General features: G+C 73.1%; 20 protein-coding genes. 13 read left to right on the top strand and 7 right to left on the bottom strand.

Features of this window, described 5'->3' with window-relative positions; genetic code table 11:
• Nucleotides 1–2 precede the first annotated feature (2 nt).
• Entirely contained in the window at nt 3–1361 is a 1359-nt protein-coding gene (locus KBY32_RS16980; protein ID WP_210980771.1) for a GH1 family beta-glucosidase, read from the top strand.
• Between the two features lie 16 nt (nt 1362–1377).
• On the opposite strand, the gene KBY32_RS16975 is transcribed toward KBY32_RS16980, so the two are convergent.
• Nucleotides 1378–2232 (bottom strand): NAD(P)-dependent oxidoreductase, encoded by an 855-nt coding sequence (locus tag KBY32_RS16975; protein WP_210980632.1) that lies wholly within the window; start codon nt 2230–2232, stop codon nt 1378–1380.
• Between the two features lie 119 nt (nt 2233–2351).
• Here KBY32_RS16975 and KBY32_RS16970 point away from each other — a divergent pair, with 119 nt between their 5' ends.
• Nucleotides 2352–3197 carry a helix-turn-helix transcriptional regulator gene (locus KBY32_RS16970; protein WP_210980631.1) on the top strand — a complete coding sequence of 282 codons (846 nt, stop codon included), beginning with the start codon at nt 2352–2354 and terminating at the stop codon, nt 3195–3197.
• A gap of 178 nt (nt 3198–3375) precedes the next feature.
• Nucleotides 3376–3852: a hypothetical protein gene (locus KBY32_RS16965; protein WP_210980630.1), complete on the top strand. Its 477-nt coding sequence runs from the start codon at nt 3376–3378 to the stop codon at nt 3850–3852.
• 32 nt (nt 3853–3884) lie between these two features.
• On the opposite strand, the gene KBY32_RS16960 is transcribed toward KBY32_RS16965, so the two are convergent.
• A complete protein-coding gene (locus KBY32_RS16960; RefSeq protein ID WP_055620876.1) occupies nt 3885–4223 on the bottom strand; it encodes a P-II family nitrogen regulator in 339 nt (112 codons plus the stop codon).
• 291 nt (nt 4224–4514) lie between these two features.
• Between KBY32_RS16960 and era the strand changes: the two genes are divergently transcribed.
• The 5 genes from era (at nt 4515) to KBY32_RS16935 (ending at nt 8869) form a co-directional block, all read left to right on the top strand.
• Nucleotides 4515–5483 (top strand): GTPase Era, encoded by a 969-nt coding sequence (era, locus tag KBY32_RS16955; protein ID WP_210980629.1) that lies wholly within the window; start codon nt 4515–4517, stop codon nt 5481–5483.
• A 141-nt stretch (nt 5484–5624) separates the two neighbouring features.
• Complete coding sequence (locus tag KBY32_RS16950; RefSeq protein WP_210980628.1) at nt 5625–6698, top strand: PhoH family protein; 1074 nt, start codon at nt 5625–5627, stop codon at nt 6696–6698.
• Between the two features lie 13 nt (nt 6699–6711).
• Complete coding sequence (gene ybeY, locus KBY32_RS16945; protein WP_055620879.1) at nt 6712–7209, top strand: rRNA maturation RNase YbeY; 498 nt, start codon at nt 6712–6714, stop codon at nt 7207–7209.
• Nucleotides 7206–8513: a hemolysin family protein gene (locus KBY32_RS16940; RefSeq protein ID WP_055620880.1), complete on the top strand. Its 1308-nt coding sequence runs from the start codon at nt 7206–7208 to the stop codon at nt 8511–8513. The genes ybeY and KBY32_RS16940 overlap by 4 nt, the downstream gene beginning before the upstream one ends.
• Nucleotides 8510–8869 carry an MmcQ/YjbR family DNA-binding protein gene (locus KBY32_RS16935; protein ID WP_055620881.1) on the top strand — a complete coding sequence of 120 codons (360 nt, stop codon included), beginning with the start codon at nt 8510–8512 and terminating at the stop codon, nt 8867–8869. The genes KBY32_RS16940 and KBY32_RS16935 overlap by 4 nt, the downstream gene beginning before the upstream one ends.
• On the opposite strand, the gene KBY32_RS16930 is transcribed toward KBY32_RS16935, so the two are convergent.
• Nucleotides 8831–10282 (bottom strand): MFS transporter, encoded by a 1452-nt coding sequence (locus tag KBY32_RS16930; RefSeq protein WP_210980627.1) that lies wholly within the window; start codon nt 10280–10282, stop codon nt 8831–8833. The two genes, KBY32_RS16935 and KBY32_RS16930, sit on opposite strands and share 39 nt — an antisense overlap.
• 149 nt (nt 10283–10431) lie before the next feature.
• Here KBY32_RS16930 and KBY32_RS16925 point away from each other — a divergent pair, with 149 nt between their 5' ends.
• The 3 genes from KBY32_RS16925 (at nt 10432) to KBY32_RS16915 (ending at nt 12524) form a co-directional block, all read left to right on the top strand.
• The gene (locus KBY32_RS16925; protein WP_247689620.1) at nt 10432–11253 is read left to right on the top strand and encodes a helix-turn-helix transcriptional regulator; all 822 of its coding nucleotides are present in this window, start codon (nt 10432–10434) and stop codon (nt 11251–11253) included.
• 28 nt (nt 11254–11281) lie between these two features.
• The gene (locus tag KBY32_RS16920; protein ID WP_055620883.1) at nt 11282–11635 is read left to right on the top strand and encodes a hypothetical protein; all 354 of its coding nucleotides are present in this window, start codon (nt 11282–11284) and stop codon (nt 11633–11635) included.
• A gap of 82 nt (nt 11636–11717) precedes the next feature.
• A complete protein-coding gene (locus KBY32_RS16915; RefSeq protein ID WP_055620884.1) occupies nt 11718–12524 on the top strand; it encodes a VOC family protein in 807 nt (268 codons plus the stop codon).
• Nucleotides 12525–12531: 7 nt separating this feature from the next.
• Here the strand turns inward: KBY32_RS16915 and KBY32_RS16910 are convergent, their stop codons facing one another.
• Together KBY32_RS16910 and KBY32_RS16905 are read right to left on the bottom strand one after the other, a co-directional pair.
• The gene (locus KBY32_RS16910; protein WP_374224951.1) at nt 12532–13689 is read right to left on the bottom strand and encodes a carbohydrate kinase family protein; all 1158 of its coding nucleotides are present in this window, start codon (nt 13687–13689) and stop codon (nt 12532–12534) included.
• An 88-nt stretch (nt 13690–13777) separates the two neighbouring features.
• Nucleotides 13778–14743 (bottom strand): 5-dehydro-4-deoxyglucarate dehydratase, encoded by a 966-nt coding sequence (locus KBY32_RS16905; protein WP_210980626.1) that lies wholly within the window; start codon nt 14741–14743, stop codon nt 13778–13780.
• A 95-nt stretch (nt 14744–14838) separates the two neighbouring features.
• Between KBY32_RS16905 and KBY32_RS16900 the strand changes: the two genes are divergently transcribed.
• Together KBY32_RS16900 and KBY32_RS16895 are read left to right on the top strand one after the other, a co-directional pair.
• Entirely contained in the window at nt 14839–15627 is a 789-nt protein-coding gene (locus tag KBY32_RS16900; protein ID WP_210980625.1) for an IclR family transcriptional regulator, read from the top strand.
• Nucleotides 15628–15826: 199 nt separating this feature from the next.
• A complete protein-coding gene (locus tag KBY32_RS16895; protein ID WP_210980624.1) occupies nt 15827–17095 on the top strand; it encodes an MFS transporter in 1269 nt (422 codons plus the stop codon).
• Between the two features lie 181 nt (nt 17096–17276).
• On the opposite strand, the gene KBY32_RS16890 is transcribed toward KBY32_RS16895, so the two are convergent.
• The gene (locus tag KBY32_RS16890; protein ID WP_210980623.1) at nt 17277–18188 is read right to left on the bottom strand and encodes a ribonuclease Z; all 912 of its coding nucleotides are present in this window, start codon (nt 18186–18188) and stop codon (nt 17277–17279) included.
• A 6-nt stretch (nt 18189–18194) separates the two neighbouring features.
• A complete protein-coding gene (locus tag KBY32_RS16885) occupies nt 18195–18548 on the bottom strand; it encodes a histidine triad nucleotide-binding protein (RefSeq protein ID WP_055620890.1) in 354 nt (117 codons plus the stop codon).
• Between the last annotated feature and the right edge of the window lie 75 nt (nt 18549–18623).

Below are 18623 nucleotides of genomic sequence, written 5' to 3'. Positions count from 1 at the left end.
CGATGATCCGGCGCATGGCGATCGACGAGCGCGGCGCGACCCCATCGATACCCCGTTTCCCGGACGGCTTCCTGTGGGGGGTGTCCACCTCCGCCCATCAGATCGAGGGCGCGGCGGACACCCGTGGGCGGTCCGTGTGGGACGCGTTCACGGCCGAGCCGGGGCGGGTGAAGGACGGGTCGACGGCCGAGGTGGCCTGCGACCACTACCACCGCTACCGCGAGGACGTGGCGCTGCTCGCCGGTCTCGGCGTGGACGCGTACCGGTTCTCCATCTCCTGGCCGCGGGTGAACTCCCCGCAGGGACTGGACTTCTACGACCGTCTGGTGGACGAGCTGTGCGCGGCGGGCGTGCGCCCGGTGCCGACGCTCTTCCACTGGGACCTGCCGGTGGAACTGGACTGGCTGGAGCGGGACACGGCCGACCGGTTCGCCGCGTACGTGTCCGTGGTCGCCGACCGCCTCGGCGACCGGGTCGGCACGTGGATCACCCTCAACGAACCGGCCGAGCACACCCTGCTGGGCCACGCCCTGGGCACCCACGCGCCCGGTCGGCGGCTGCTGTTCGACGCCCTGCCGGTCGCCCACCACCAGCTGCTGGCCCACGGGCTCGCCGTACAGGCGCTGCGCGCGGCCGGTGCGGCGGACGTCGGGATCGCCAACTCGCACGGGCCGACCTGGCCGGCCTCCGAGGAGCAGGCGGACCTGGAGGCGGCCGACTTCTACAACCTGCTGCTGAACCGGCTGTTCGCCGACCCGCTGCTGCTCGGCCGCTACCCGGACGGCATCGACGCGCTCATGCCGGGAGACGTCGAGGCCGACCTGAAGGTCATCGCGCAGCCGCTCGACTTCTACGGCGTCAACTACTACGCCCCGACCCGGGTGGGCGCGCCGCACGGCACGGAGATCGAGTTCGGAGGGGTCAGCATGCCCGCCGAACTGCCCTTCTCCGTACGGGACATCGAGGGCGTCCCGACGACCGACTTCGGCTGGCCGGTGGTGCCGGAGGGCCTGACCGAACTGCTCACGGGCTTCCGGGACCGCTACGGCGACCGTCTCCCGCCGGTCGTCATCACCGAGAACGGCTGCTCCTACGAGGGCGTCGACGACCGGGAGCGCATCGCCTATCTGGACGGCCATGTCCGCGCGCTGCACCGGGCTGTGGAGGCGGGCGTGGCCGTGCGCGGCTACTTCGTCTGGTCGCTGCTGGACAACTTCGAGTGGGCGGAGGGCTACGCGCGCCGCTTCGGGCTGGTGCACGTCGACTTCGCCACTCAGCGGCGTACGCCGAAGGCCTCCTACCGCTGGTTCCGCGAGCTGCTGCGGGACCAGCGGGAGGCGGCGGGGGCCCGGACCGGCTGACCGGTCCGGGCCGGGGTCACAGCGCCCCGGCGTCCCGGGCGGTCCACACGCTCGGGTAGATCGGCCGGAAGCCGAGCTCGCGGCGGATGCGCCGGGTGTCCACGATGTTGTGCCAGGGGTCGGGGTCGGTGTTGTCGTACAGCGCGGCGGGCACCTCCATGCCGCTGAGCTGGTACAGCTCGACGGTGGTGACGGGGGCGTCGTCGCCGACGTTGTAGATGCGGCCCGCGATCCCGGGTGTGTACAGCAGGCGGGTCAGGGCCTGGCCGACGTCCGCGTGGTGGGCCATGTGCAGCCGCTGCTGCGGGGCCCAGCGCGGGGCCCACGCCATGGCGTTCTCCAGATGCGGGTCGCCCTCGCCGTAGACGAACGGGAGCCGGGCGATGCGGACGTCCAGGCCCTCCATCGCCAGCAGCCCCCGCTCGGCCTCGATCTTGGAGGCCGGGTAGGCGCCCCACATGTGCCCGCCGGGCCTGCTCTCGTCCTCCTCGACCAGCGGGCGCCCGCGGCCGATGCCGTACACGTTGTTCGTGCTGACCTGCACGAACCGCTCCACCCCGCCCTGGCGCGCGGCCCGGCCGAGCGCCAGGGCGGCGTCCCGGTTGACCGCCCACGCCTCCTCGTCGGGCACCCCGCGGAAGGCCGCCGCGACGTTCAGGACCGCGTCGACGCCGGCGACCGCCTTGCCGAGCGCCTCCTCGTCCCGCAGGTCGCCGACGACGACCTCGGCGCCCAGCTCCGCGAACCGCTCGCCGCGGGCCGCGTCCCGGACCAGGACCCTGATCCGGTCCCCCGGCCCGGCCTGCGTCAGCAGCCGCGGCACGAGCCGCCGGCCGACCTGTCCCGTCGTACCCGTCACCAGTGTCTGCATGATCTGCTCCTCTCGTCTCCCTCCACCCTCGGCGGGGACCGGCGCGGGCGGGAGAGACCCGTCGATCGGGGGATCGGCGGTCCCTGGTTACGGCGCGCGCGATGGCGCAGGCTGGAGGGGTGAACCGAGCCGAACTCGCCGACTTCCTGCGCCGCGGCCGCGCCCGGCTGGCCCCGTCGGACGTGGGTCTCACCCCCGGGGCCCGGCGCCGTACGCCGGGTCTGCGCCGGGAGGAGGTGGCGCAACTGGCCGGGATGTCCGTGGACTACTACACGCGTCTGGAGCAGTCCCGCGGCCCGCGCCCCTCGCGGCAGATGCTGACCGTGCTGGCGCGTGCGCTGCGCCTGACGGAGGACGAGCGCGACCATCTCTTCCATCTGGCCGGCGAGGAGCCGCCGCGCCGCGAGACGGCGTCGGCGCATGTACGCCCCGGACTGCTGCTGATCCTGGACCGGCTGTACGACTCACCGGCGCAGGTGGTGACCGACTGCGGTGAGGTGCTGGCGCAGAACGCGATGGCCCGGGCGCTGTCCGGGGACGTGATGTCCCGCCCGCGGCGGGAGCGCAATCTGACCCGGGGCTTCTTCCTCGACCCGGCCGCGCGCGCCCTCTTCCCGCCGGAGGACCACGAGGCCATCGCGCGGTCTCAGGTCGCCAATCTGCGCGCGGTGGCGGCGGCCCGCCCCGACGACCCGGAGCCGGCCGGTCTGGTAGCCGAACTGCGCGCGGGCAGCGAGGAGTTCGCCCGGCTGTGGGACGCGCACGAGGTGGCCCGGCGCGACCAGGCGACCAAGCGCTTCCTGCACCCGCTGGTGGGGCTGCTGGAGCTGGACTGCGAGGTCATGGTCAGCCATCAGCAGCGGCACCTCCTGGTCGTGCACTCCGCCCGGCCCGGCACGGACGCCCACGAGCGCCTGCAGCTGCTGCGGGTGGTGGGCCTCCAGGACATGTCGACCCGCGGATAGCCGGGTACGGGTGGCGCCGAGGCCGGTTTTCACCCTTGCCGACGTCCGTCCCACACGCATCAATGGGAACGGCGGTTCCGACGGACCGTCAGATCCGGCCCGCCCGCGGATGTCCGCACCCGTCCGCCGGGCCGTCCCCCCACATGCACGCCCCCACACCCGAGAGGGAGCGATTCCCATGAGACGTACGCGTATCGGAGCAGGTGCGGCCCTGGCGGCCGGGGCGCTCGCGGTCACCGGGCTGGTCCTCGCGCCGGCCGCGCTGGCGGTCACCCCCGGCAAGGCGACGATCACCGCGGACTGCGGCGGCTTCGGCGGCGGCGAGGCCACGCTCACGGCGGCGCAGGACGGCACCGCCGCCACCCTCACCGTCGACTCCTCCGCCATCACCGCGCCGATCGCGCTCGGCGAGGACTCCATCGCCTCGACGCTCACCCTGGTGAAGGCCGGCGGCGGCACCGCCATCTTCAGCGGGACCGAGAACCCGGCGATGGCGGCCGGCGACCCCGTCCAGGTCGGCCCGCTCAGCGGCACCGTGGCCTCTGGGGACAGCCTGGAGGCGTTCGGCGGCTCGCTCGAGATGACCGTCTTCGGCATCACGATCACCTGCACGGCGACCGGACCGCAGGCCCCGGGCCCGTTCGTCTTCGACTGACCGGCGCGGCGTACGCGGGCGCGGTCCGGGCGCTACAGCGCGTCGGGGCCGCGCTCTCCCGTGCGGACGCGGACGACCGTCTCCACGGGCAGCACCCAGACCTTGCCGTCGCCGATCTTCCCCGTGTGCGCGGCCTTCACGACGGCCTCGACGGCCTCGTCGGCCACCGCGTCCTCGACGACCGCCTCGAGACGGACCTTGGGCACCAGGTCGACCTGGTACTCGGCGCCCCGGTACACCTCGGTGTGCCCGCGCTGCCGGCCGTGGCCGCTCGCCTCCGTCACGGTCAGACCGTGCACACCGAGCTGCCGGAGGGCTTCCTTGACCTCGTCGAGCCGGTACGGCTTGACGACCGCGGTGATCAGCTTCATGCCTGCTGGGTGGCCTTCCGGGCGGCGGGGACGGACGGGCCCCGTGATCGTAGGCGCTCCCCGCGCGCGGCGTAAGAGCTCCGAACAGAAGTGGAGTCCGATCAGCTCGCGGCGTCTGGTGCGTGCGATCGCAAGGCGCCGGAAGCCCCTGGTAGCGGGGCTACCAGGGGCTTCCGGCAACGCGGCGAGCGTGCGGGCCAGGCGTCGCGAGCCGGGCTCCACTTTTGTTCGGAGCTCTAAGGGCCGCGCGGGTCGCCCTGGTGTACGGCGGGGCTCCGGGGATCAGGGAGAATGGGCGGCATGAGCGTTCGCAGCAAGTCATCCGAGCCGTCGGCGTCGTCCGGGGCCCCCCACCGCGCGGGCTTCGCCTGCTTCGTGGGCCGCCCCAACGCGGGCAAGTCCACGCTGACGAATGCTCTGGTCGGCCAGAAGGTGGCGATCACCGCGAACCAGCCGCAGACCACGCGGCACACCGTGCGCGGCATCGTGCACCGGCCGGACGCGCAGCTGATCCTGGTCGACACCCCGGGCCTGCACAAGCCGCGCACCCTGCTGGGCGAGCGGCTGAACGACGTGGTCCGCACCACCTGGGCCGAGGTCGACGTGATCGGCTTCTGCCTCCCGGCGAACGAGAAGCTCGGTCCCGGTGACCGCTTCATCGCCAAGGAGCTCGCGTCGATCAGGAAGACGCCGAAGATCGCGATCGTCACGAAGACCGACCTGGTGGACGGCAAGACGCTCGCCGAGCAGCTCATCGCGATCGACCAGCTCGGCAAGGAGCTGGGCTTCGAGTGGGCGGAGATCGTGCCGGTGTCGGCGGTCGCCGGTGATCAGGTCGAGCTGCTGGCCGACCTGATCGTCCCGCTGCTGCCGGAGGGCCCCGCCCTGTACCCGGACGGCGAGCTCACCGACGAGCCCGAGCAGGTCATGATCGCGGAGCTGATCCGCGAGGCCGCGCTGGAGGGCGTCCGCGACGAGCTGCCGCACTCCATCGCCGTCGTCGTGGAGGAGATGCTGCCCCGCGAGGACCGGCCCGCCGACAAGCCGCTGCTGGACATCCACGCCTTCGTCTACATCGAGCGCCCGAGCCAGAAGGGCATCATCATCGGCCCCAAGGGCAAGCGCCTGAAGGAGGTCGGCATCAAGTCCCGCAAGCAGATCGAGGCCCTGCTGGGCACGCCGGTCTTCCTGGACCTGCACGTCAAGGTGGCCAAGGACTGGCAGCGCGACCCCCGCCAGCTGCGCAAGCTGGGGTTCTGAGGCCCTCGCCGGCTTCGGGAGCCGCCCGGGAAAAGCCCTACGGCGTTGTCGGTCCCGCGGCGTACCCTGGAAAACGCCAGGCCGCCCATGTGGCGGGCGAGTCGTTTCGAGGAGGACGAGCAAGGCCTTCAGAGCCGGCCCATGACTCAGACACCCACAGCTCACACACCCGCGCAGGGGCAGGCGAGAGCACAGTTCACCGTCCCCGCCCAGCACCCCATGGTGACCGTGCTGGGGTCCGGCGACTCCCTGCTGCGCGTGGTCGAGAAGGCCTTCCCGGCGGCCGACATCCATGTCCGGGGCAACGAGATCAGCGCGGTCGGCGACGCCGCGGAAGTCGCCCTCATCCAGCGCCTGTTCGACGAGATGATGCTGGTGCTCCGCACCGGACAGCCGATGACGGAGGACGCAGTGGAACGCTCGATCGCCATGCTGAGGGCGAGTGACGCCGGCGAGGGGGACGGCCCGGAGACCCCGGCCGAGGTGCTCACGCAGAACATTTTGTCCTCGCGCGGCCGCACCATCCGCCCCAAGACGCTCAACCAGAAGCGGTACGTCGACGCGATAGACAAGCACACGATCGTCTTCGGCATCGGCCCCGCGGGCACCGGCAAGACCTATCTGGCCATGGCCAAGGCGGTGCAGGCCCTGCAGTCCAAGCAGGTCAACCGCATCATCCTGACCCGGCCCGCGGTCGAGGCGGGCGAGCGGCTGGGCTTCCTGCCGGGCACGCTCTACGAGAAGATCGACCCCTATCTGCGCCCGCTGTACGACGCGCTGCACGACATGCTCGACCCCGACTCGATCCCGCGGCTCATGGCGGCCGGGACGATCGAGGTCGCGCCGCTCGCGTACATGCGCGGCCGCACCCTGAACGACGCCTTCATCATCCTGGACGAGGCCCAGAACACGAGCCCCGAGCAGATGAAGATGTTCCTCACCCGCCTCGGTTTCGAGTCGAAGATCGTCATCACCGGTGACGTCACCCAGGTCGACCTCCCGGACGGCACGAAGTCCGGTCTGCGGCAGGTGCAGGACATCCTCGACGGCGTCGAGGACGTCCACTTCTCGCGTCTGTCGTCTCAGGATGTCGTCCGGCACAAGCTGGTCGGCCGTATCGTCGACGCGTACGAGAAGTACGACACCACGCACGGCACCCAGAACGGCACCCACAAGGGTCCGGGCCGGGGCAAGTCCGGGCACAAGGGGAAGTAGACCGAGCACCAGCATGTCGATCGACGTCAACAACGAGTCCGGTACCGAGGTCGACGAGCAGGCGATCCTCGACATCGCCCGCTACGCACTGGGACGGATGCGCATCCACCCGCTGTCCGAGCTCTCGGTGATCGTGGTGGACGCCGCCGCCATGGAGCAGCTGCACATCCAGTGGATGGACCTGCCCGGGCCCACCGATGTCATGTCGTTCCCCATGGACGAGCTGCGGCCGCCCTCCAAGGACGACGACGAGCCCCCGCAGGGCCTGCTCGGGGACATCGTGCTGTGCCCGGAGGTCGCCGCCAAGCAGGGCGCCGAGGCCCCGACGCAGCACAGCATGGACGAGGAGCTGCAGCTGCTCACCGTCCACGGTGTGCTGCACCTCCTCGGCTACGACCACGAGGAGCCCGACGAGAAGGCCGAGATGTTCGGTCTGCAGGCGGCCATCGTGGACGGCTGGCGTGCGGAGAAGGGGCTGACCGGTCCCTCCCCCGCCCCGACCGTGTCATGAGTCCGGCCCTCGTCGCCGGCGCGATCGCCCTGGTCGTCGTCGCCTGGCTCGCCGCCTGCGCGGAGGCGGGCCTCGCGCGTGTCTCCCGCTTCCGTGCCGACGAGGCCGTGCGGAGCGGGCGGCGGGGCAGCGCGAAGCTGGCCCAGGTCGCCGCCGACCCGACGCGCTATCTGAACGTGGCGCTGCTGGTCCGCGTCACCTGCGAGATGGCCGCGGCGGCCATCGTCACGTACGCCTGCCTGCAGGAGTTCCCCGGCACGACGCAGGCCCTGCTGGTCGCCATCGGCGTCATGGTCCTCGTGTCGTACGTCGCCGTCGGGGTCTCGCCGCGCACCATCGGCCGCCAGCACCCGCTGAACACGGCGACGGTGGCGGCGTACGTGCTGCTGCCGCTCGCGCGGATCATGGGCCCGATCCCGTCGCTGCTGATCCTCGTCGGCAACGCCCTCACGCCCGGCAAGGGCTTCCGCCGGGGCCCCTTCGCCTCCGAGGCGGAGCTGCGTGCGCTGGTCGATCTGGCGGAGGCGGAGTCGCTGATCGAGGCCGAGGAGCGCCGGATGGTGCACTCGGTGTTCGAGCTCGGCGACACCCTGGTGCGCGAGGTGATGGTCCCGCGCACGGACCTGGTGGTGATCGAGCGGTACAAGACGATCCGCCAGGCCCTCACGCTCGCCCTGCGCTCCGGGTTCTCCCGGATCCCGGTCGTCGGGGAGAGCGAGGACGACGTCGTCGGGATCGTCTATCTGAAGGATCTGGCCCGCAAGACGCACATCTCGCGGGACGCGGAGAGCGAGCTGGTGTCCACGGCGATGCGCCCGGCGGTCTTCGTGCCGGACACCAAGAACGCCGGTGATCTGCTGCGCGAGATGCAGAAGGAGCGCAATCACGTCGCCGTCGTGATCGACGAGTACGGCGGTACCGCCGGCATCGTCACCATCGAGGACATCCTCGAGGAGATCGTCGGCGAGATCACCGACGAGTACGACCGCGAGCTGCCGCCGGTGGAGGTGCTCGGCGAGGACCGCTACCGGGTGACGGCCCGCCTGGACATCACCGATCTGGGCGAGCTGTACGACCTCGACGAGTACGACGACGAGGACGTGGAGACGGTCGGCGGTCTGCTCGCGAAGGCGCTGGGCCGGGTCCCGATCGCCGGGGCGTCCTCGACGGTCGAGCTGCCCGACGGGCGCGAGCTGCGGCTGACGGCGGAGGCGGCGGCCGGCCGGCGGAACAAGATCGTGACGGTGCTGGTGGAGCCGGTGGGCCCGGTGGCGGCCCCCGCGGAGGAGACGGGCCGGGAGTGACACCTCAGGAGCTGCGGGCGCTGTGCCTGTCGTTCAACGCGGCGGTGGAGGAGTTCCCGTTCAACCCGGAGACCTCCGTCTTCAAGGTGCTCGGCAAGCTCTTCGCGCTGACGAACCTGGACGCCCGGCCCCTGTCGGTGAACCTGAAGTGCGACCCGGAGGACGCGGTGCGGCTGCGCGCCGAGCACCCCGGCCTGATCATCCCCGGCTACCACATGAACAAGCGGCACTGGAACACGGTGACGGTGGACGGCGGGCTCCCGGACCGGCTGGTCCGGGAGCTCGTCGAGGACTCGTACGACCTGGTCGTGGCGGGTCTACCGCGGGCCGAGCGGCTCCGTCTCGACCGGCCCTGAGGCGGCCGCCCGGCCGGTGCGCAGCCCGACGGCGAGGAGCGCGGCGGCGGCCAGCACGATGCCGGTGTCCAGCGCCATGACCGTGCGGGTGCCGGCGAGCAGATCGTCCGACGTGGTGGCGAGGACGCCGAGCAGCGGGATGCCGACGGTGATGCCGACCTGCTGGGTCGAGGTGACCAGGCCGGTGGCCAGGCCCTGCTCCCCGTCGGGGACACCCGAGGTCACCGTCAGGCCGTAGGAGATGATCGCCCCCAGGTGGAACATGCTGGCCAGCGACACGGCGGCCGTCGCGAGCCAGACGGACCAGGCGTGCGCGTCCAGGAACAGCAGCCCGCCGGTGAAGACGCCCTGCCCGGCGAGGGAGAGGACCAGGGTGCGGCGCGCCCCGAGCCGGCCGACGAAGCGGGGCGTGACCGATCCGGCGAGCACCGAGGCGATGCCCTGGGCGCCGAAGACGAGCCCGGTCTCCCAGGCGGACAGCCGCAGGACGTCCTGCAGATACAGGGTGAGGACGAAGACGACCGTCGACATCATCGAGAAGGTCACCAGGCCGCCCAGGTTCCCCCAGGCCACCGTGCGGCGGCGCAGCATCGGCAGGGAGACCAGCGGTGCGCTGGTGCGGGACTCGACGACCGCGAAGGCCGTGAGCAGCACAAGGCCGAGGACGAGGGTGGTGAGGACGTCGGCGCGGGCGAAGCCGTGGCCGGCGGCCGTCGTCAGGGCGTAGATCAGGGAGAGCAGACCGCCGGTGACGGTGACCGCGCCGGGCACGTCGAGGTGCGGCCGGGCGGGCGTCCGGGACTCCGGCAGCAGTCCGGGGGCGAGGGGCAGGACGAGCAGCGCGAAGAGGGCGAGCAGGCCCATCGTGGAGCGCCAGCCGAGGGTGTCGGTGAGGACGCCGCCGGCGACCACGCCGATGGTGAAGCCGAGGGAGAGCAGCGTCCCGGAGATACCGAGCGCCCGGTCGCGGGCGGGGCCCTCGGGGAAGGTCGTCGTCAGCAGGGACATCCCGGTGGGCACGACGACGGCGGCGCCGAGGCCCTGCAGGGCCCGTCCGGCGAGGAAGGACGCCGGGTCCCAGGCGAGGGTCGCGAGCACGGAGGCCGCGGCGAACAGAGCGAGCCCGGCGAGGAACAGCCGGCGGCGGCCGTAGAGGTCGCCGATGCGGCCGAACAGGAGCAGGAAGCCGCCGGACGGCAGGGCGAACGCGGTGACCGCCCACTGGAGCGCCGAGCGGTCCATGCCGAGGTCGGCACCGAGGACGGGCAGGGCGACGTTCAGGACGGAGAAGTCGAGCGCCACCATGAACTGGGCGGCGCACAGCACGAACAGGACGAGCTTGTCGCGCCGGGACATCCGGGGGGTGCCGGGCGGTGAGGTCGAGAGCGGGGTGAGGTCGGTGTCGATCGCCATGGACATGAGCTTCGGGGGCGCGGAATAGTCGTGGGGAGCGGCAAGTTGTCCTGGTGGTGGCACCACCAGCCGACGCGACAGGGGGGATCCGTCACGTGTCCGGGGGCACGCTGAAGAGTCATCGGCGGCGCGAGCTGCGCGAGTTCCTGATGAGCAGGAGGGCCCGGGTCTCGCCGGGGGAGGCGGGACTGCCGGACGGCGGTGCGCGGCGCCGCACTCCGGGGCTGCGGCGCGAGGAGGTCGCCGTGCTCGCGGGGGTGGGCGCCTCCTGGTACCAGTGGCTGGAGCAGGGCCGGGACATCTCGGTGTCGCCGCAGGTGCTGGACGCGGTGGCGCGGGTGCTGCGGCTGAGCAACGCCGAGCGCCGGCATCTGTATCTGCTGGCCGGGCTGAACCCGCCGGCCGCCGAAGTCGCCCCGGACAAGCGGGAGATGTGCGAGGGGCTGCGGCGGCTGATCGACGCGTGGATGCCGTATCCGGCGCACATCATGGACCGGTACTACAACGGCGTGATGTACAACGAGGCGGCCGCGACCGTGCTGGGCATGGCCCCGGGCCGCCGGTGGAACTGCCTGATCGACTTCTTCACCGACCCCATGTACCGCTCCCGGTCCCGGAGTTGGGAGGAGAACGCCTCCTCGGTCGTCGCCCAGTTCCGCGCCCTGTGCTCGGCCAACCCCGACGACGAGGGGTTCCAGGAGGTGCTGGCCGAGGCGCGGGCGTGCAGCCCGGAGTTCGCCGCGCTGTGGGAGCGTCGGGACATCGAGGACGCGGGGCAGATCCGCAAGGAGCTGGACCATCCGCTGGTCGGGCTGCTGTGCATGGAGTCGAGCGTGATGCAGATGCCGGTGCGCCCCGATCTGTCGATCGTGCTGCACACCCCGCTGGACGAGGCGAACACGGCGGCGAAGCTGGAGTGGCTGGCCTCCCCCGAGGGGCGGCGCGGGGCGATGTACCCCGTGGCCGGGTAGGTCCGGCGGTGCTCCGTATGCTCGGGTCATGACCGACAGCAGCGCGCTCGACCCCGAGGACCGCAAGATCGTCACCCTGGCCCGTTCCGCGCGGGCCCGCAACGGCGTGCCCGAGGGGGCGGCCGTACGGGACGAGACCGGCCGTACGTATGTCGCCGGGACCGTCGACCTGGACTCCCTGAAGCTGAGCGCGCTGCGCACGGCGGTGGCGATGGCGGTGGCCTCCGGCGCGAAGTCGCTGGAGGCGGCGGCGGTCGTGACCGAGGACGAGGACGCCCGCGCCGAGGACCTCGCGGCGGTGCGCGACCTGGGCGGCGACGGGACGCCGGTGCTGGTGGCGGGCCCGGACGGCACGGTCCGTACGACGCTGCGGGCGGGCTAGCACGCCGGTCCGAGGGCTGCGGCGGGCGGGCGCCGGTGCGGGATGTCAGGCTGGTGCCGAGGACCCGCGAAAGGGGATCGTCATGATCACCACCGACTCCGCCCCCGGCTCCCCCTGCTGGCTGGATCTCGGTGCACCGGACGTGCGGGCCGCGGCGGACTTCTACGGCGCGGTGCTCGGCTGGCGGTACGCGCCCATGGGTGAGGCCGAGGACGCCGACGGCGGGATGTTCCAGAAGGACGGCAAGGCCGTCGCCGGGCTGGGCCCGCTCACCGAGGAGGGGGCGCGGTCGGCCTGGATGATCTACTTCGCCGTCGAGGACGCCGACGCCACCACGCGGGCCGTCGAGAGCGCTGGAGGCTCGGTGCGCGTGGCGCCGAAGGATCTCGGGGACTGGGGCCGCATGGCGCAGTTCACCGATCCGCTGGGCGGGCAGTTCGCCGTCTGGCAGCCCGGGAGCAACGCGGGCTTCGAGCTGACGGACGCGCCGGGCGCCCTGGCGTGGACCGAGCTCTACACGAGTGACGCCGAGGCCTCGAAGGAGTTCTACGGCGGGGTCTTCGGCTGGCAGTACAGCGACATGGAACTGCCGGGCGACGGGGGCGCGTACACGCTGATCAGGCCCGCCGGGCTGCCCGAGGAGCGGATGCAGGGCGGTCTGATGGAGCTGCCGAAGGAGAGCCTCGCGCTGGCGGACGGACGGCCGTACTGGCACCCCGTGTTCGGCGTCACCGACTGTGACGCGGCGGTCGCGCAGGTCACCGGGCACGGCGGCACCGTGCAGATGGGCCCGGTGGACGCGGAGGGCGTCGGCCGGCTGGCGGTCTGCCTCGACCCGTCGAACGCCGATTTCGTCCTGCTGACCCCGGCGCCGCCCCCGGCGGCCTGAGCCCACATCAGGCCGAGCGGCGGAAGCCGATCGTCGGGACGGCCCGGCGCAGCGGCCACGGCCGCCCCGACTCCTCCGGCACCAGATCGGCGAGGAAGGCGTACCGGCGCAGGGCCTCGGGGTCCTGGCCGGCCAGCGACCGCACCTGGCGCCACCAGGCGCCGATCTCCGCCCAGCCCGGCGCCGACAGGGAGCCGCCGAACTCCTGGACGGACAGGGCGGCGGTCAGCCCGGCGAAGGCGAGCCGGTCGGCGAGCGGCCAGCCGGCGAGGGTGCCGGTGACGAACCCGGCCACGAAGACGTCGCCCGCGCCGGTGGGGTCCAGCGCCTCCACGGCGATCGCGGGGACGACGGCGGTCTCGCCGGTCCGTCCGTCGACGGCGTACGCGCCCTCCGCGCCCAGGGTCACCACGGCGACCGGCACATGCTCGGTGAGGGCGTGCGCGGCCTCCTGCGGGGAGCCGGTGCGGGTGTACCGCATGGCCTCCTCGGCGTTCGGCAGGAACGCCTCGCAGTGCTCCAGGTCGGCGAGCCCGGCCAGGTCCCAGGCGTCGGTGTCGTCCCAGCCGACGTCGGCGAAGACCCGGGTGCCCTTGCTCGCGGCCTGCGCGATCCAGGGGGCCCGGGTGCCGGGGACCAGGGAGGCGACGGCGGCGCGGGCGCGGGGCGGGCAGTCCGGCGCGGGCTCCTCGGGGGGCGGCTCGTGGCCGTGGGAGACCATGGTGCGCTCGCCCTCGTACGCCATGGAGACGGTGACCGGCGAGTGCCAGCCGGGCACAGTGCGGGAGGGCGAGAGGTCGATGCCCTCGCCCTGCTCCAGCGCGTCCCAGCAGTAGTCGCCGTAGTGGTCGTCGCCGAAGGCCGCCGCGAGCGACGTCTTCAGGCCGAGGCGGGCGAGCGCCGTCGCCATGTTGGCCACGCCGCCGGGGCTGGAGCCCATGCCGCGGGCCCAGGACTCGGTGCCGCGCACCGGGGCGGAGTCGAGGCCGGTGAAGATGATGTCGAGGAAGACCGTGCCGGTCAGATACACGTCCCAGGGCGGGTCGCCGGGCTCGCGCAGCCCGGCGAGCGGGTCGGTCGTCGCCCGCCGGTACGGCCCCTTGGACAGGGGTGGCGGCCCCTGGGGCGAGGGTCCCTTCCCGGTGGGCGCGGTGGGCGTGGTCACGGTGCGCTCCCTGACGTGGTCCTGATCTGGCCAGTGTGCACCACGCCACGGACAACGCCATGTGTTCCCCGCCGGGGGGACCCTCAGGTCACGGGGCGGCCCCCACGAGGGCGAGTCCGGTGGTGAGGAGGGCGCGCAGATCGGCCAGATCGGCGGGGGACGGGTCGGTCAGCGGAGCGCGCACCGGGCCGACGGGGCGGCCGCGCAGCCGGGCCGCGGCCTTGACCAGGGACACCGCGTAGCCGGGCACCCGGTCGCGGAGTTCGGCGAGCGGGGCGTAGAAGTCGCGCAGGAGGCGGGTGGTGGTCGCCTCGTCGCCGTCCCGGAGCGCGGCGAAGAAGGCGTTCGCGATCTCGGGGGCGAAGGCGTGGACGGCGGAGGAGTAGGCGGGGACGCCCACCCCGGCGTAGGCGCGGGCCTGGAGTTCGGCGGTGGAGGCGCCGTTGAAGAAGAGGAAGGCGTCGGGGGCGGCGAGGGTGAGGCGCTGGAGGCGGTCGAGGTCGCCGTGGCCGTCCTTGAGGCCGACGAGGGTCGGGATACGGGCGGCGCGCCGCAGCGCGGCCGGGGTGAAGGCGACCTGTCCGCGCTGGTAGGCGACGAGCGGCAGCCGCGTCCGGGCGGCGAGCGACTCCAGCTGGGCGACGAGGCCGTCCTGCGGGGCGGCGACGAGATAGTGCGGCAGCACGAGGAGGGCGTCGGCGCCGGCCTCCTCGGCGATCCGCGCGAACCGGGCGGCCTGCGCCCAGCCGTAGCCGACGCCGGCCACGACGGGCACCCGTCCGGCCGTCTCCTCGACGGCGGCGGTGACGACCGCGCGGTACTCGTCCTCGTCCAGCGAGAAGAACTCGCCGGTGCCACAGGCGGGGAAGACCGCGCCGGGACCGGTGGCGAGCTGGCCGGCCAGGTGGGCGCGGAAGCCGTCCAGGTCCAGGGAGCAGTCGGCGTGGAAGCTGGTGAGCGGGAAGGACAGCACGCCCCGGGCCATGGCGTCCCGCAGCCGCCCGGCGGTCTCCACGGCTGTTTCCGTAGTCGCGGCAAGACCCACGCCGATCATCTCCCCATCTGAACGTTGTCCATGTATGGGAACGGAGATTAGGTGAGTGAACGGCGGACCGTCAACGGCCCCTCCCGCCGGATTACGATCGCTCCATGTCAGACACAGGCGGCGTCCGCGAGGTGAAGTCCGCGGCGCGCACGGTCGAGCTGCTGGAGCTCCTCGCCGCGCGCGGGGACCGCCCGGCCCGCCTCCAGGAACTCGCGGACACCCTCGCCGTCCCGCGCAGCTCGATGTACGCGCTGCTGCAGACCCTGATCTCGCGGGGCTGGGTGCGCACCGACGTCACCGGCTCGCTCTACGGCATCGGCATCCACGCCCTGCTGACCGGCACCGGCTACCTCGACTCCGACCCGCGCGTCCGCCTCGTACGGCCGTATCTGGACGAGGCGTCGCAGGCGCTCGGCGAGACCGTCCATCTGGCCCGGCTGGACGGGCGGGACGTCGCCTATCTGGCCACCCGTGAGTCGCACGCGTATCTGCGGACCATCAGCCGGGTCGGCCGGCGCCTGCCCGCGCACGCGGGCGCCCTGGGCAAGGCCCTGCTGGCCGAACGCCCCGACTCCGACCTCCCCGAGGGCCCGTATGCGACGCTGACGCCCCGCACCCACACCACCCGCGCCGCCCTGGCCGCGGACCTCGCCGAGGTGCGGGAGCGCGGCTGGTCGGTCGACCGCGAGGAGAGCGTCCCCGGCATCATCGGACTCGGCTTCGCCCTGCGCTACGACACCCCCGCACAGGACGCGATCAGCTGCTCCGTGCCGGTGGCCCGCTGGTCGCCGCGGCACGAGGAGCGCATCGTCGCGGTGATGCGGGAGATCCGCACGAAGATCGAGGCGACGGCTCCCGGAGCGGCGGGCGGTTCGGTGCACTGGCGCAGGTGAGAGGGGTTTTCAGCACCCTGTGAGGCATCGCTGTTACCCCTGTTCGGCACCCCGAAACCGAACGTGCTTCAGATCACACCGCCCGGCCTTCTTCGCACGTCTCCGTGCTTGATACAAATTGCCCGCGCGTTCCTGTCCGTCGACGGCCTGCGCCCCTCCCCCTTTCCGTGCCTCTCTTTCGCATGCCCTGGGAACGCCCGTGCTCGCCCCTCGCACCACCCCCTGGCCCCTCGTCGCCCTTTTCACGGCCGGGTACCTCGCCCCGTATCTGCTGCCGACCGTCGTCGGCCGGCTCGACTCCGGGCTTCCGCTCACCCCCACCCAGGCCGGCGCCATCGGCAGTGCCCTGCTGCTGAGTTCGGCGTCGGCGGGCTTCCTGCTGGCCTCCCGCGTGGAGCGCCTCGGCGCCCGCCGGCTCGCCCGGACCGGGCTGCTCCTGGCCCTGCTCGGCTACGGCGGGGCCGCGCTCGCGCACGCCGTACCGGCCGTCGTCGCCGGTGTCATGGCCGGCGGCCTCGGCTCCGGCACGGTCACCGCGGTCGCCGCCACCCGGATCGCCGCCCTCGGGGCGTCCGCGCCCCGCACGGGACGCGGGAGTTGGCGCACCGACCCGCACCGGGTCACCATCGCCGGGCTGCTCGGCGTCTCCGCCCTCGCGGGCGCCCTCTATCTGACGGTCCCGCACCTCGGCGCCGGCCACGACCGGCCGCTGGCCGCGATCGCGCTCACCGCGCTCGCGGTGTGGCCGCTCACCGGCCGGCTCCCCGCCGCCGAGGCCACGTCCGGCACCCCGGCGGCACGGCCCGCGGCGCCGCTCCCCCACCGCCGGCACGGCCTCGTGCTCGCCGGCTGCATGCTGCTGTGGTCCCTCGCGCAGAACTCCCTGTGGGGCGTCAGCGGCCGGATCGGCCTGGAGCAGGCGCATCTGACGGAGGCCGCGGTGGGCGCGGTGTTCGCCGTGGCGCTCGGCGCCGGACTGCTCGGTGTGACCGGCGCGGGCGCGCTCGGCCCCCGGCTCGGCCGTGCGGTGCCCGTCGGCGGCGGCACCGTCCTCATCGCCGTGTGCATCGCGCTCAGCGCCTCCGCGACGGACCTGACGTCGTTCGCGACCGGCGAGATCGCCTGGAACACGCTGTACCCGATCGTGCTGTCGTACGTCATCGGCCTCGCCGCCTCCCTCGACGGGCGGGGCCGCTGGGCGGTGCTCGTCGGCTCGGCCTCCTCGCTGGGCACGGCCGCGGGCCCGCTCACCGGGAGCGTACTGTCGGCCGGGGCGGGCTTCCCGGTGATGGGCGTGATCCTCGCGGCGGGGCTGCTGCTGGTCGCGGTACCGCTGACGGTGGTGGCGCTGGGCCGCCGTACGCCGGAGCCGGACGGGACCGCGGACGGCGTCGAGGTCGTCTCGATCCCGCTGGACACCGCCGAGGCCGCCCCGGCCGCACCGGAGCGCCTGGCCCCCGCGACATAGGTCGTGTCCGTAAAGTCGCGTCGTCCGCCCGTAGGGCGGGCCGAGCGGCGTCCGGTGCGTGCTCTCGGCGCGCCGGACGGGCTCCCGCGTACTGGTTGTACGCGGGTGGCCGGCCGGTGCGGCGAGAGGGCGTGCCGGGCGTCGAACGGCAGGCGGGACTTTGCGGACACGACCTGAGACGTCAGGAGGGCCGGCGCTTCGGGAAGGGCACGCGGAGCAGGTCGTGCGCCACGGTCAGGTCCGCCTCGAAGCCGGCGGCCCGGGCCTGGCGCTCGAACTCGCCCGGGTCGGTGTAGCGCTGGCTGAAGTGGGTGAGGACGAGGTGGCCCACCCCGGCGTCCCGCGCCACCCGGGCGGCCTGACCCGCGGTCAGATGGCCGTGCTCCTCGGCGAGGGCGGCGTCCTCGTCCAGGAAGGTGGACTCGATGACGAGCATGTCGCAGCCGTCGGCGAGGGCGTACACGCCGTCGCACAGCCTGGTGTCCATGACGAACGCGAACCGCTGCCCGCGCCGGACCTCGCTCACGTCGTCGAGCGTGACCGAGCCGAGGACGCCCTCGCGCTGGAGCCGGCCCACGTCCGGGCCCCGGACACCGTGCGCGGCGAGCCGCTCGGGCAGCATGCGGCGGCCGTCGGGCTCGACCAGGCGGTAGCCGTACGACTCCACGGGGTGCGACAGCCGGGCGGTGTGCAGCGTGTAGGAGCCGGTGTCGGCGACGACCCCGTCGGAGTCCACCGGGGCAGGCGTGATCTCGGCGGTCTCCCGGTAGGCGGTGGCGTACCGCAGCCGGTCGAAGAACCGCTGCCCGGAGCGCGGGTAGTGGGCGGTGACCGGGTGCGGGACCCGGTCGAGGTTGATCCGCTGGATCACCCCGGCCAGGCCCAGCGAGTGGTCGCCGTGGAAGTGGGTGACACAGATCCGGTTCAGGTCGTGGGCGGCGACCCCGGCCCGCAGCATCTGCCGCTGGGTGCCCTCGCCGGGGTCGAACAGGATGCCCTCGCCGTCCCAGCGCAGCACATAGCCGTTGTGGTTGCGGTGCCGGGTCGGGACCTGGCTCGCGGTGCCGAGGACGACCAGTTCACGTACGGACACGGCGACTTATCCGGGGGGCCACTCGAGACCGCGGCCGCCGAGGACGTGGGCGTGCGTGTGGAAGACCGTCTGGCCCGCGCCCGCACCCGTGTTGAAGACGACGCGGTAGCTGTCCAGCTTCTCGTCGTCGGCGACGGCCTGCGCCTCGCGCAGGAGATCCGCGGCGAGCGCCGGTTCGGCGGTGGCGAGCGCGGCGGCGTCCTTGTAGTGCGCCCTGGGGATGATCAGGACGTGGGTGGGTGCCTGCGGGTTGATGTCGCGGAAGGCGACGGTCGTCTCGGTCTCCCGCACGATCGTCGCCGGCACATGCCCCGCGACGATCTTGCAGAACAGGCAGTCGTCCTGCGGCTCCCCAGCCATGGTCCCTCCGGGCGTTGGACGGCGATGGTGTGACCGGGGCATCGTATCGTCGCCGGGTGCCGCCGCGCGGGGAGT

Source organism: Streptomyces sp. RK62, from assembly GCF_018070255.1.
Taxonomy (GTDB): Bacteria; Actinomycetota; Actinomycetes; order Streptomycetales; family Streptomycetaceae; genus Streptomyces; species Streptomyces nigra.
The sequence above is the reverse complement of the archived record's forward strand: the minus strand, read 5'-3'. Positions and strand labels throughout refer to the sequence as shown.

What these genes read in the sequence shown, in the direction of transcription:
- KBY32_RS16960 (WP_055620876.1), bottom strand. Translation starts at nt 4,223, where the DNA reads ATGAAGCTGATCACCGCGGTCGTCAAGCCGTACCGGCTCGACGAGGTC.
- KBY32_RS16930 (WP_210980627.1), bottom strand. Translation starts at nt 10,282, where the DNA reads ATGGCGATCGACACCGACCTCACCCCGCTCTCGACCTCACCGCCCGGC.
- era (WP_210980629.1), top strand. Translation starts at nt 4,515, where the DNA reads ATGGGCGGCATGAGCGTTCGCAGCAAGTCATCCGAGCCGTCGGCGTCG.
- KBY32_RS16885 (WP_055620890.1), bottom strand. Translation starts at nt 18,548, where the DNA reads ATGGCTGGGGAGCCGCAGGACGACTGCCTGTTCTGCAAGATCGTCGCG.
- KBY32_RS16915 (WP_055620884.1), top strand. Translation starts at nt 11,718, where the DNA reads ATGATCACCACCGACTCCGCCCCCGGCTCCCCCTGCTGGCTGGATCTC.
- KBY32_RS16905 (WP_210980626.1), bottom strand. Translation starts at nt 14,743, where the DNA reads ATGATCGGCGTGGGTCTTGCCGCGACTACGGAAACAGCCGTGGAGACC.
- KBY32_RS16920 (WP_055620883.1), top strand. Translation starts at nt 11,282, where the DNA reads ATGACCGACAGCAGCGCGCTCGACCCCGAGGACCGCAAGATCGTCACC.
- KBY32_RS16965 (WP_210980630.1), top strand. Translation starts at nt 3,376, where the DNA reads ATGAGACGTACGCGTATCGGAGCAGGTGCGGCCCTGGCGGCCGGGGCG.
- KBY32_RS16940 (WP_055620880.1), top strand. Translation starts at nt 7,206, where the DNA reads ATGAGTCCGGCCCTCGTCGCCGGCGCGATCGCCCTGGTCGTCGTCGCC.
- KBY32_RS16975 (WP_210980632.1), bottom strand. Translation starts at nt 2,232, where the DNA reads ATGCAGACACTGGTGACGGGTACGACGGGACAGGTCGGCCGGCGGCTC.
- KBY32_RS16950 (WP_210980628.1), top strand. Translation starts at nt 5,625, where the DNA reads ATGACTCAGACACCCACAGCTCACACACCCGCGCAGGGGCAGGCGAGA.
- KBY32_RS16980 (WP_210980771.1), top strand. Translation starts at nt 3, where the DNA reads ATGATCCGGCGCATGGCGATCGACGAGCGCGGCGCGACCCCATCGATA.
- ybeY (WP_055620879.1), top strand. Translation starts at nt 6,712, where the DNA reads ATGTCGATCGACGTCAACAACGAGTCCGGTACCGAGGTCGACGAGCAG.
- KBY32_RS16925 (WP_247689620.1), top strand. Translation starts at nt 10,432, where the DNA reads ATGAGCAGGAGGGCCCGGGTCTCGCCGGGGGAGGCGGGACTGCCGGAC.
- KBY32_RS16900 (WP_210980625.1), top strand. Translation starts at nt 14,839, where the DNA reads ATGTCAGACACAGGCGGCGTCCGCGAGGTGAAGTCCGCGGCGCGCACG.